The sequence below is a fragment of the Pyxidicoccus fallax genome (assembly GCF_012933655.1).
Taxonomy (GTDB): Bacteria; Myxococcota; Myxococcia; order Myxococcales; family Myxococcaceae; genus Myxococcus; species Myxococcus fallax.
Genome location: NZ_JABBJJ010000401.1, coordinates 1 through 10,663, shown reverse-complemented (window position 1 = coordinate 10,663; position 10,663 = coordinate 1). Strand labels below are relative to the sequence as shown.

The 10,663-nt window shown below is 68.8% G+C and carries 10 protein-coding genes and 1 tRNA gene; 6 read left to right on the top strand and 5 right to left on the bottom strand.

Features of this window, described 5'->3' with window-relative positions; genetic code table 11:
- Positions 1-326: demethoxyubiquinone hydroxylase family protein (locus HG543_RS46520; RefSeq protein WP_169351412.1), on the bottom strand; the 326-nt coding region annotated here is incomplete at its 3' end.
- A 148-nt stretch (positions 327-474) separates the two neighbouring features.
- Here HG543_RS46520 and sinK point away from each other — a divergent pair.
- Together sinK and sinM are read left to right on the top strand one after the other, a co-directional pair.
- A complete protein-coding gene (gene sinK / locus HG543_RS46515; RefSeq protein WP_169351411.1) occupies positions 475-1,995 on the top strand; it encodes a hybrid histidine protein kinase/response regulator SinK in 1,521 nt (506 codons plus the stop codon).
- Positions 1,992-3,173 (top strand): signal integration modulator SinM, encoded by a 1,182-nt coding sequence (gene sinM / locus HG543_RS46510; RefSeq protein ID WP_169351410.1) that lies wholly within the window; start codon positions 1,992-1,994, stop codon positions 3,171-3,173. The genes sinK and sinM overlap by 4 nt, the downstream gene beginning before the upstream one ends.
- Positions 3,174-3,311: 138 nt before the next feature.
- Here the strand turns inward: sinM and groL are convergent, their stop codons facing one another.
- Both groL and HG543_RS46500 read right to left on the bottom strand, forming a co-directional pair.
- Positions 3,312-4,955: a chaperonin GroEL gene (gene groL, locus HG543_RS46505; RefSeq protein WP_169351409.1), complete on the bottom strand. Its 1,644-nt coding sequence runs from the start codon at positions 4,953-4,955 to the stop codon at positions 3,312-3,314.
- A 169-nt stretch (positions 4,956-5,124) separates the two neighbouring features.
- Complete coding sequence (locus HG543_RS46500; protein ID WP_169351408.1) at positions 5,125-5,481, bottom strand: response regulator; 357 nt, start codon at positions 5,479-5,481, stop codon at positions 5,125-5,127.
- A 91-nt stretch (positions 5,482-5,572) separates the two neighbouring features.
- Here HG543_RS46500 and HG543_RS46495 point away from each other — a divergent pair, with 91 nt between their 5' ends.
- Entirely contained in the window at positions 5,573-6,643 is a 1,071-nt protein-coding gene (locus HG543_RS46495; RefSeq protein WP_171818428.1) for a metallopeptidase family protein, read from the top strand.
- Here HG543_RS46495 and HG543_RS46490 read toward each other — a convergent pair.
- Positions 6,597-7,595 (bottom strand): NAD-dependent epimerase/dehydratase family protein, encoded by a 999-nt coding sequence (locus HG543_RS46490; RefSeq protein WP_169351407.1) that lies wholly within the window; start codon positions 7,593-7,595, stop codon positions 6,597-6,599. The two genes, HG543_RS46495 and HG543_RS46490, sit on opposite strands and share 47 nt — an antisense overlap.
- A gap of 51 nt (positions 7,596-7,646) precedes the next feature.
- On the opposite strand from HG543_RS46490, the gene HG543_RS46485 reads away from it, so the two are divergent.
- Both HG543_RS46485 and HG543_RS46480 read left to right on the top strand, forming a co-directional pair.
- Complete coding sequence (locus tag HG543_RS46485) at positions 7,647-8,348, top strand: TetR/AcrR family transcriptional regulator (protein ID WP_169351406.1); 702 nt, start codon at positions 7,647-7,649, stop codon at positions 8,346-8,348.
- A 49-nt stretch (positions 8,349-8,397) separates the two neighbouring features.
- Positions 8,398-8,496 (top strand) — tRNA-Sec (locus HG543_RS46480).
- A 56-nt stretch (positions 8,497-8,552) separates the two neighbouring features.
- Here HG543_RS46480 and HG543_RS46475 read toward each other — a convergent pair.
- Positions 8,553-9,053: a hypothetical protein gene (locus HG543_RS46475; RefSeq protein ID WP_169351405.1), complete on the bottom strand. Its 501-nt coding sequence runs from the start codon at positions 9,051-9,053 to the stop codon at positions 8,553-8,555.
- Positions 9,054-9,329: 276 nt separating this feature from the next.
- On the opposite strand from HG543_RS46475, the gene HG543_RS46470 reads away from it, so the two are divergent.
- The gene (locus tag HG543_RS46470; protein WP_169351404.1) at positions 9,330-10,496 is read left to right on the top strand and encodes a serine/threonine protein kinase; all 1,167 of its coding nucleotides are present in this window, start codon (positions 9,330-9,332) and stop codon (positions 10,494-10,496) included.
- The last annotated feature ends 167 nt before the right edge of the window (positions 10,497-10,663 follow it).

The window sequence follows — 10,663 nt, the reverse complement described above, 5'->3', positions numbered from 1 at the left end:
CCCTCCTTGCCCACCGCCTCCACCTCCTCGTGTGGGGCACCGGTGGTGATGAGCCGGTACTTCTCCGAGGCCTCGCGGTCATGCTGGGCCTGCTCGGGGTCCAACCGGGCAATCAGCTGCCAGAAGAGGGCGGCGTGCTCGCGCTCCTCGTCCATGACGTGACGGAGGATGGCCTTGGCCTCCTCGTTGTCGGTGGCATCGATGTGGGCGGCGTAGAGGTTGATGGCGTCCAGCTCCGCCTCGATGTTCAGCCGGATGGAGCGGGCCAGCTCGGAGTCGGTCATCTTCCGGGGCACCAGCGAGTGGAACGGGTTGGTCTGCGGCATGAAGGCCCTCCCGAGGCCGGTGGTGGCGTCCACGTTCTGGACGGGGCGCCAGGGGACGCGGGGAGCATCCGCGCGGCCAGGGGCCCGGGTCAACGGAATCCCTCCGCCCGCGTTGCGTAGATACCGCTGCCTCCGCCATGCTCGGGCCATGGAAACACCCGCGCCGCTCTCCCAGTTGCTCCAGGCCCTGGAGGCGGGAGATCTGCCGGCCGCGCGCGCGGCGGCGGCGGCTCTGCAACGTGCGGGCGCGCACTCGGCACAGCTGGCGGCGGAGGTGCTGCACGAGCTGCGGCAGCCCCTGCTGGGCGTGAAGGCCTACGCGCAGCTGCTCGCGGAGGACGGTGGCCCCACCGGCCCGCTGCGGCTGCTGCTGGCGCAGGTGGAGCGGATGGAACAGATCGTCTCCGACTACATCCGCCTCGCCAGCGAGCGGCACGCGCCGCAGCAGCGCCTGTCGCTGGCGGCGCCCATCTGGGCGGCGGCGAAGCTGTTCAGCGTCAACCCGGACTCGGCGCGCATGTCTCTGGAGGTGGAGGCGCCCGAGGACATCACCATCCAGGGCAACGCGCGGCTCATCGAGCAGCTCACGCTGAACCTGCTGAACAACGCGCGCGACGCCATGGCCGGCCGCGGGCGCGTGAAGGTGGTGCTCTCGCGCGAGGGCGCCTCTCCGGTGCTGTACGTGGCGGACTGGGGCCCGGGCATCCCCGTGGAGCTGCGCGAGCGCATCTTCGAGCCCTACGTCACCGCCAACAAGCGCGGCACGGGACTGGGGCTGGCGGTGTGCAAGCGCATCGCCCAGGAGCACAACGCGACGATTGGCCTCGCGGCGCCGGGCGCCATTCGCGACGTGCCCCCGCCGGCCACCGTGTTCCGGGTGCTCTTCCCCGCCACGGACGCGCCGCCGCAGCTGCGCAAGCGGCTGCTGGTGGTGGATGACGAGACCATCATCCGCATGGTCTTCCGCGACCTGATGGGCAAGGAGTGCGAGGTCATCGAGGCGGCCAGCGGCGAGGAAGCGCTGGATTTGCTGCGCCAAGCGCCGGTGGACCTCATCGTCACGGACAAGAACCTGCCGGGCCTGTCCGGGCTGGAGCTTGCGCAGCAGGCGCGGCGGCTCTACTCCAACTCGCGCGTCATCCTGATGACGGGCTACCCGTCGCTGGTGACGACGCAGCAGGCGCTGGAGCTGGGCGTGGTGGACTACCTGCTCAAGCCCTTCGACGACATCCGGCAGGTGCGCGGGCTGTTGCGCACGACGCTGTCCTCGGAGCCGCCGGTGCCTCCAGTGGTGGCCCCCGGGGCCGAAGTGCGGCGGGTGGACGTGCTGGAGGACAACCCGACGACGGCGCGGCTCATCTCCGAGGCACTGGACATGCTGGGGCTGGAGGCGCGGGTGCTGCCCTCGACGGAGCTGATGGCGATGGCGACGCCGGTGGGCGTGGTGGTGAGCTGGGACTTCGCGCCGGCCTATGGGCGCAAGGCGCTGGAGCTGGCCAAGGCGCTGGCCCAGGGCGCCCCCTTCGTCGTGCTGGCCGAGCACCTCACCATGGAGACGGCGCTGGAGTCGCTGCGCGCCGGTGCCGCCGCGTGCCTTCCGAAGCTGCTGTCCGATACCACGGCGCTCAGCCGTGAGCTGAGCCGCGCCTTCAAGAGAGAGGTCCCATGAGACTCGCGCTCCTGTCCGTCCTGCTCTTCGCGGTGGCCTGTTCCTCGGACAAGCCCCCGCCGACGGAGCGGCCGGATGGGGGCGCGACGGAGGACTCCGGGACGGGTGGAGAGGACGCGGGCCCGACGGAGGACGGAGGCACGGAGCTGGATGGTGGCTCCGGCTCCGATGCGGGCACGGATGCGGGAGCGGGCGACGCGGGCACGGTGGATGGCGGAAGCTGTGAGGCGCCCGCGGCCGAGCCCGATACGGAGCTGGCCACGCGACTGAACACGCCGCGCCGGCTCGCGGTGGACACGACGGACATCTACATCTCCGAGTCACACTCCCTGAACCCCCAGCAGCCGAGTCCGGGACCGGGACAGGTTCTGAGGCTGCCCCGCGCGGGAGGTCCACCCACGGTTCTGGCCACGGGCTTCCGCGCACCGGACGCCATCGCCGTGGATGGGACGAGCGTCTACGTGCTCGACCTGGGTGGCCTATGGCGGGTGGACAAGGCGACGGGCAAACGTCACGAGCCGGCCATCGACACGACGCTCACCAACGTCACGGTCGGCGGCACCGAGGTGCTCCGTGCCACCCTCGCCGGCCGTGAGGTGCTGGTGGTGGCCACGGGAGAGCGGTGGTTGGTTCGGGTGGACACCGATGGCCGCAACCGCCTGGCGCTGTACACCGGCGTCGGCGGCGCCCTGGTGCGTGGCGCGCGAGTGGTGGACTCGGACGTGTGGTTCCTCGTCAGCGCGGGGACGGGAGCCGGAAACAGCTCGGGTCTGTACCGCGTCCCGCTGGACGGCAGCGCGCCCGCGGAGCGGCGGGACGCCACCATCCTCCAAGGCAATTCACTGGAGGTGACCCCCACGCACTTCCTCGTCACCGAGGGCGGTGGGGGCACCGGCCGGGTGTTGCGGCTGCCCCGCGCTGGAGGCACCGCCGAGGTGCTGGCCGACGGTCTCCAGGGCCCGTGGTTCCCGGTGGAACTGAATGGGACCATCTACTTCAAGGAGTCACGTGCCGACGGCGCGGACTTCCTGCGCCGCGTGCGCACGTGCGCGCTGGGGACGTCGGATCCGGTGGGGCCCCCGGGTACGGGACCGGGCGGGCTCATCGTGGACGGCAGCACCCTCCTCTACACGTCGCAGGAGAGCGGCACCGGCGGCGCCGTGGGCCGCGTGCCCTGACGCCCTCCCCTACCCCCGAAAAGACCACGGCCCCGGCGCCTCGCGAGGAGGCATCCGGGGCCGCGTCCTGCATCAGTGGAACACCTCACCGGCTCGGGGGGCCCGAGGCCTCATCGGCCCCGGACCGCCGTGAGCGGCTCAGTAGTCCATGTCGTCGCCGCCGTAGTCCGGCATCCCGGCGCCGCCGCCGTTCTTGCCCTTCTTCTTGGCGGGGCGGTCGGCGATCATCGCCTCGGTGGTCAGCAGCAGCGAGGCCACGGACGCGGCGTTCTGCAGCGCGGTGCGCTCGACCTTTGTCGGGTCGATGACGCCGGCCTTCTCCAGGTCCTCGTAGACCTCGGTGCGGGCGTTGTAGCCGAACGCGCCCTGGCCCTCGCGGACCTTGTTGATGACCACCGCGCCCTCGACGCCGGCGTTGGAGGCGATCTTCCGCAGCGGCTCCTGGAGCGCGCGGCGGATGATCTCCACGCCGAAGTCCTGCTCACCGCCCAGCTTCAGCTTCTCCAGCGCGGGCAGGCAGCGCAGGAAGGCCACGCCGCCGCCAGGGACGATGCCCTCCTCGACGGCCGCGCGGGTCGCATGCAGCGCGTCCTCCACGCGGGCCTTCTTCTCCTTCATCTCGGTCTCGGTCGCGGCGCCCACGTTGATGACGGCCACGCCGCCCACCAGCTTGGCCAGCCGCTCCTGGAGCTTCTCGCGGTCGTAGTCGCTGGTGACGGTGTCGATCTGCGAGCGGATGAGCTTGATGCGGCCCTCGATCTCGCTCTTGGTGCCGGCGCCGTCGACGATGGTGGTGTTGTCCTTGTCCACCGTGATGCGCTTGGAGCGGCCCAGGTCGTTGAGCGTCAGGTTCTCGTACTTGTGGCCCAGCTCCTCGCTGACGACCATGCCGCCCGTCAGGGTGGCGATGTCCTTCAGCATCTCCTTGCGGCGGTCACCGAAGCCCGGCGCCTTCACCGCGGCCACGTTCAGCACGCCGCGGATCTTGTTGACCACCAGGGTGGCCAGCGCCTCGCCCTCGATGTCGTCGGCGATGATGAGCAGCGGCTTCCCGGAGCGCGCCACCTGCTCCAGGATGGGAATCATGTCCTGCATCGACGAGACCTTCTTCTCGCTGATGAGGATGAAGGGGTCGTCCATGACGACCTCCATGCGCTCGCGGTTCGTCACGAAGTACGGAGAGACGTAGCCGCGGTCGAACTGCATGCCCTCCACCACGTCGAGGTTGGTCTCCAGGCCCTTGGCCTCCTCGACGGTGATGACGCCCTCCTTGCCCACCTTCTCCATCGCGTCCGCGATGATGGAGCCGATGGTCTCATCACCGTTGGCGGAGATGGTGCCCACCTGGGTGATGGCCTTCTTGTCCGCCGTGGGCTTGGACAGCTTCTTCAGCTCCTCCACGACGACCTCGACGGCCTTGTCGATGCCGCGCTTGAGGTCCATGGGGCTGTGGCCGGCGGCCACCAGCTTGAGGCCCTCCTCGTAGATGGCACGCGCCAACACCGTGGCGGTCGTGGTGCCGTCGCCGGCCTTGTCGGAGGTCTTCGACGCGACCTCCTTCACCATCTGCGCGCCCATGTTCTCGAACTTGTTGTCGAGGTCGATCTCCTTGGCGACGGTGACGCCGTCCTTGGTGATCGTGGGCGAACCAAAGCTCTTCTCGATGACCACGTTGCGGCCCTTGGGGCCCAGGGTCACCGCCACGGCATCCGCGAGGGTCCGGACACCGCGAAGGATGGCCTCACGCGCGGACTGGTGGAAGAAAATCTCCTTCGCTGCCATCGCAACCTCCTGAAATTACTGGGGGATTTAACTGTGACGACGCTGGCCGTTAGCACTCGGCCATGGCGAGCGCCAACATAAGGGCCAGCGAAATGATGTCAACCAGGAAGGGCGTGCCTGTGGGCGAGCGGACGGGGCCAGGGCCCCTCGGGGCCGTCTGGCCGGGGGGCTACTCGGCGAAGCGCACGAGGTTGAGCAGCTGACCCATATCCAGGGGCTTTCGCAGCGTCAGGGCCACGCCCTTGCGCAGGCCGCGGTCGGTGACGCCCTCGTCCTGGGCGCCCGTCATCAGCAGCACGGGAATGGCCTGGAAGCGGGGGTCGGCCTTGAGCATCTCCGTGAAGTGGATGCCGTCCAGGTGGGGCATGAGGTAGTCGGTGATGACCATGCCCACCTGGTTGCGCTCCAGGATGTCGAGCGCCTGCAGGGCATCCGCCGCCGAGTAGACCGTGTAGCCATGCATCTCCAGGAAGCGAGAGAGCATGGTGCACAGCTCGAGATCGTCATCGACGACAAGGATGTTCACGGGGCGGGCCGTCACACATGGACGGGCGCCGGAACCTAACAGCCGTGCCCGTCGTTGACAACGCACAGCGTGCCTTCATATGTGCCGGCCCATGGGGAAGCGGACCGCGAAGCGAGAGGGGGTGGGTGGCGTGGAGGCTCGGCTGGATGCGGTGGCGGACGCTTTCGAGGCCGGGGACTTCGAGGCCGCGCTGGCCGGGGCGGAGGGCCTGCTGGCGGACGCGCCCGAGCTTCCCGAGGCCCTCCACTTCCGGGCTTCGGCCCTGGTGGAACTGGGGCGGCTGGAGGAGGCCGGGAAGGCCTTCGGGCAGGCCCTGAAGGTGGCGCCGGAGGACCTGGAAATCCTGCTGAGCGCCGCGGACTGCCTGGTGTGCCGCGCCGGGGAGGACCGGGAGGCGGTGGCGGAGGGGCTCGCCCTGTGCGCGCGAGGCCGGCGCCTGGCCCAGAAGGCCGACGACGTGGAGATGCTGTACGAGTTTCTCCTCCTGGAGGGCATGGGGCTCAACCAGATGGGCGAGTGCGCCACGGCGCTGGTGAGCCTGGACGCGGCGCTCGGCCACATGCCGCGCTCGCTGGACGCGCAGGTCGAGCGGGGCATCGCGCTGTTCGAGCTGTGCCGCTTCGACGAGGCGAAGGCCGCTTTCGAGAAGGTGCTGAAGGACGCGCCGGACGACCCGTGGGCGCACCACTACCTGGGGCTCATCGCCGAGCGGCGCGGGGACGAGAAGGAGGCGAAGCGGCGCTTCGACAAGGCGCGAGCGCTGGTGCCCGAGGAGTTCCCCCCGCCGGTGGAGCTGGCCGAGGCGGAGTTCGACCGCGCGGTGGAGGACGCGGTGAAGTCCCTGCCCCGCCACGCGAAGCAGTACCTGGACAACGTCACCATCGCCGTGGAGGACCTGCCCTCGGACGAGGATTTGCTGGGGCAGGACCCGCCGCTGTCCCCGAGCATCCTCGGGGTGTTCCGCGGCACGCCCGTGGGCGAGCGGAGCGTGATGAACGCGTATGAGCTCCCCGCGTCCATCGTGCTGTACCAGCGCAACCTGGAGCGCTTCGCGAGGACGCGCGAGGAGCTCATCGAGCAGATTGGAATCACCGTGATGCACGAGGTCGGTCACCTCATGGGGCTGGATGAGGACGACCTGTGGCAGCGGGGACTGGACTGACGAGCGAGGCCCGCGTGGCCTCCAGCGTCTGGCGGATGCCCTCGCTGTAGGGCGTCTTGTGCACGGTGCCCAGCAGCTTGTGCAGCGCTGAGTCGTCCATGAGGACGGGCTCGGTGAGCAGGTAGTGCATCTCGACCATCTCGCGCATGAACGGGTTGAAGAGGCCCATGAGGCGGAGCATCCCCTTCCCCGCCGTCATGAACTTCGCGGGGTGGCCGGCCTGGGCGTAGATCTCCTCGACGAGCTTGCGCTGTGAGGTGACGCCGGCGCCGGCGAGGTTCCACCAGCGGCCGTAGGCACCGGGGGCGTCCATGAGGGCCGTCACGGTGGGGCCCACGTCGGGCACGTAGACGTACTCGTGCGGCGGGTCGATGGGGCCGATGAGCTGGGCGCGCTTGCCCTGGGCGGCGGCGACGAAGGCGGTGTGGAGGAAGCTCTTGTCGATGCCGGGGCCGTAGAAGTCCGGGAGGCGGAGGATGGTGGCGCGGAGCTTTCCGGCGGCGTCCGCGGCGAGGAGGATGTCCTCCTGCTCCTTGCGCATGCGGCCCTTGAAGGTGTGCGGCTCGCGGGGGTGGTCCTCGGTGACGGGCGTGGTGCGGGGGCGGCCGTACGGGTACACGGTGCCGATGAGCACCACGCGCTCGACGCCCTCGGCGATGGCGGCGTCCACGGTGCGGCGCATGAGCTCCGGGTGGAGCTGGAAGCGCCAGTAGTCCACGCCGACCATGTAGATGAGCGTGCGGATGCCCCGGGCGGCGGCGCGGATGGTGTCCGGCGCGTCGGGGTTCCAGGTGGCGATCTCCGCCTTCGGGTCCGCGCCGAACTGCGACTGAAGCGAGGCGCGCGAGCGGCCAACCACCCGGTACGCCCTCCCCTGCTCGCGAAGAGCCTTCACGATGCTGTGTCCGATGGGGCCCGACGCTCCAAACAACGCCACCTTGTCCGTATCCATGGTCCGCTCCCTGGGTTCCGAACGGCGAGCGTTTTGTGAACGCCGTTCATTATGAACACCGTTCATCTACTGCTGGCCGTTCAGGACGTCAAGCCCTACAGTGGGGATATGGGGATTTCGGAGCGGAAGGAGCGCCAGCGGGCGGAGCTGCGCGAGCAGATCCTCCAGGTGGCGAAGGACATGGTGACGCGAGAGGGCTTTGGTGCCCTCTCGATGCGCAAGCTGGCGGACGCGGTGGAGTACGCGCCGGCGACGCTCTACCTGCACTTCGAGAACCGGGACGCGATTGCCCGGGAGCTGTGCGTGCGCGGGTTCCAGGACCTGCTGGCTGCTTTCGAGCCGGCGGCGTCCGTGGAGGAGCCGGTGGAGCGGCTGTTCCGGCTGGCGGAGGCGTACGTGAAGTTCGGGCTGGAGCAGCCAGAGACGTACCGGCTCATCTTCATGGAGGACCCGAAGCTGTCGACGGAGCTGTTCAAGGACGCGCCGGAGGACGGCGCGGGGCCGCGGTCCTTCGGGGTGCTGGTGAAGGTGTTCGAGGACCTGAAGGCGGCGGGGAGGATTGCGGAGGACGCCGAGCCCTCGAAGCTGGCGGAGGTGCTGTGGGCCGGGGTGCACGGCATCGTGGCGCTGCGGCTGACGTGTACGGGCTTCAAGGGCTCGCCGCCGGAGGAACTGGCGCGGCTGTTGGTGTCCACGATGGTGAACGGATTGCCGGGGTTCAAGCCGGGCAAGGCGGCGCGGAAGACGCGGTGAGCGTGGCGTTGGTTGACGGGGCCCGTGGGGTTCGGCAGTAATCGACGGCGGTAGGGCCTCCGGACCTGGTGGCCGGCCCGGTCTTCAAAACCGGTGAGGGGCGCTGAGAGGCGTCCCTGGCGAGTTCGATTCCCGTGCCCTACCGCCACCCTATTTTCTCTGATTCCGGGTGGTTGACAGCGCCTGCACACGACGTCACGGCCATCAGAATGCTGCACCACTGATACTCATCCGCGCGATCGTGTTGATCTTGGCGCGCCAGGCCTCCGTCGTCATGAGGTAGGGCTCCAGCATTCTGATCAACTCCTGGCTTGGGCGGTTCGTTGTATAGCCGGGTTTTCCTGTTCGTCCCCCAGTTTTCCACGAGTCTGTCTTCGTCCACTCCATCGCCTCCGCGACACCAACGGACTCGGCGTACGTCAGCGCATACGCGCGAGTATCGGAGGGGCGATCGAGGTCCCATACATGGACAAGGAGAAGCCGTCGGAACTTCTCGTACTTCTTGTGGACGCTGAACGACCGATCCGAGTGAGCCTTCAGTTGGATAGGACAGGCTATGAAGTCCCCCATCTGATGATCCAGGTCACTGTAGACGATTAGGTCGATTCCGCGGTCTCGCTCTGGGCGTGCCACTTCCAAACCGGCACGGAGGAGTTCTGTGACGAGCCAGTTTCGACCAACAAGCTCCACCATCTGAGAGTCCATGGCGGCTTGTAGCACTCGGCCAACGTGGCGTCGTGTCGAAGCGGCGTCATGCCGTCTGGTGGATGACGCGCAGTGGCGGGCTCTTGCATCAGAAAGGCGCCCTGCTGCACTCGCTCCGAGTCCTGTGGTTGCACGTAATACTCCATGGGTTTATGACAAGTAGACCATTGACCGCGCGAGGTGCCGACCCTGTTTCCCGCAGCCGCGGCTCCAACAGGGAGCCGCGGGGCACGAGCCAGTGCCCGCCGCGCATCCCTTCCCACCTGGAGGCCACACATGACCGATAACAGCACGCCGACCGACGAAACGCTGATGGAGGACCCGACGCTGGAGAACACCTCCAACCTGGAGAGCGCCCGCCCCCGGCTCCGGTTCACCATCGAGACCACCACGTACGAAACCATCCGCACGCTGGAGCGGCGAGGGAACGGCGAGGTGGTGCTCCTGGCCGAGCGTCACCTCCCCCATGGACTCGCCGGGCTCGTCACCATCAAGCGCCTGCGCAATCCCGCTACCTTCGAGCGTTGCCAGCGGCTGATCGAGGAGGTCCAGCTCGCCTTCCGCCTCCACCACCCGGCCATCGCCCAGGTCCATCACCTGAAAATCCACGTTGACCGGCCGCACGTCATCGCGGAGCACGTGGACGGCCCCACGCTGGACACCATCATCAGCCTCGCCACCATGCGCGAGAAGCCGCTCTCCGCGCCCTTCGCCCTCTACATCGCCGCCGAGGTGGCCGACGCCCTCCACCACGCGCACACGCTGAGAGATTCGGAGAACCGGCCGCTGGGCATCATCCACCGCGACGTGGCGCCCCGGAACATCCGCGTGGCCCAGAGCGGCGAGGTGAAGGTGACGGACTTCGGCGCGACCTACTCGCTCATGGTGGGCCGCGAGGAGACGCCGGGCCTCCTGCTCAAGGGCGACGTGGCGTACGCCTCGCCCGATTACCTGCACCGCAAGCCCATGGATGGCCGGTCCGACATCTTCTCGCTGGGCCTCGTCCTCATGGAGATGCTGACGTGCAAGCACCTCTTCGACGTGGAGGACGAAAAGGCCCCCAACGCCACCGTGGACGTGAAAACGGAGGAGACGCCCTCGGTGCCCCTCACGCAGATGATCGCGCTCGTCAACCGCTACCGCCCCGATGACGTGGAGAACGCGATGGCGGGCCTGCCGGATGCGCTCAAGGCCATCGTCCACAAGGCCCTCCAGCGCAAGCTCTCCGAGCGATACGCCACGGCCGCCGAGATGCGCGATGCGCTGCGGGCGGCGCTCGCGGCGGAGTCACAGCCCTTCGGCCGGAAGGAGGCGAGCGAGGAGCTGGCGCGGATGCTGTCGGAGGCGTCCGTCCTGCGCGACCGGGTGGAACTGGACGAAGAAGGCATCTTCCCCGAGGGCCTGGACGCCGACGAGGCGACGCCCGCACCGAACGAAGAGTGAGAACGAGCGGCCGAGCATTCCTGGAGGCACGCGGGCCCCAGGTGTGGGCCCGCGTCGTTTCAGCGCAACAACACCTGGGCTACCTTCACGAGGGCATCGAGCTGGTCCTCGTCCATCTTGCGCGCCAGTCCGGTGAGCTGGCGCAGCTTGGGCGCCCCGCCCTGCCC

Excerpts from the sequence above, each read along its gene's own strand:
- HG543_RS46485 (WP_169351406.1), top strand. The coding sequence starts at position 7,647 with ATGAACACCGTTCATCTACTGCTGGCCGTTCAGGACGTCAAGCCCTAC.
- HG543_RS46470 (WP_169351404.1), top strand. The coding sequence starts at position 9,330 with ATGACCGATAACAGCACGCCGACCGACGAAACGCTGATGGAGGACCCG.
- sinM (WP_169351410.1), top strand. The coding sequence starts at position 1,992 with ATGAGACTCGCGCTCCTGTCCGTCCTGCTCTTCGCGGTGGCCTGTTCC.
- HG543_RS46490 (WP_169351407.1), bottom strand. The coding sequence starts at position 7,595 with ATGGATACGGACAAGGTGGCGTTGTTTGGAGCGTCGGGCCCCATCGGA.
- HG543_RS46495 (WP_171818428.1), top strand. The coding sequence starts at position 5,573 with ATGGGGAAGCGGACCGCGAAGCGAGAGGGGGTGGGTGGCGTGGAGGCT.
- HG543_RS46475 (WP_169351405.1), bottom strand. The coding sequence starts at position 9,053 with ATGGACTCTCAGATGGTGGAGCTTGTTGGTCGAAACTGGCTCGTCACA.
- sinK (WP_169351411.1), top strand. The coding sequence starts at position 475 with ATGGAAACACCCGCGCCGCTCTCCCAGTTGCTCCAGGCCCTGGAGGCG.
- groL (WP_169351409.1), bottom strand. The coding sequence starts at position 4,955 with ATGGCAGCGAAGGAGATTTTCTTCCACCAGTCCGCGCGTGAGGCCATC.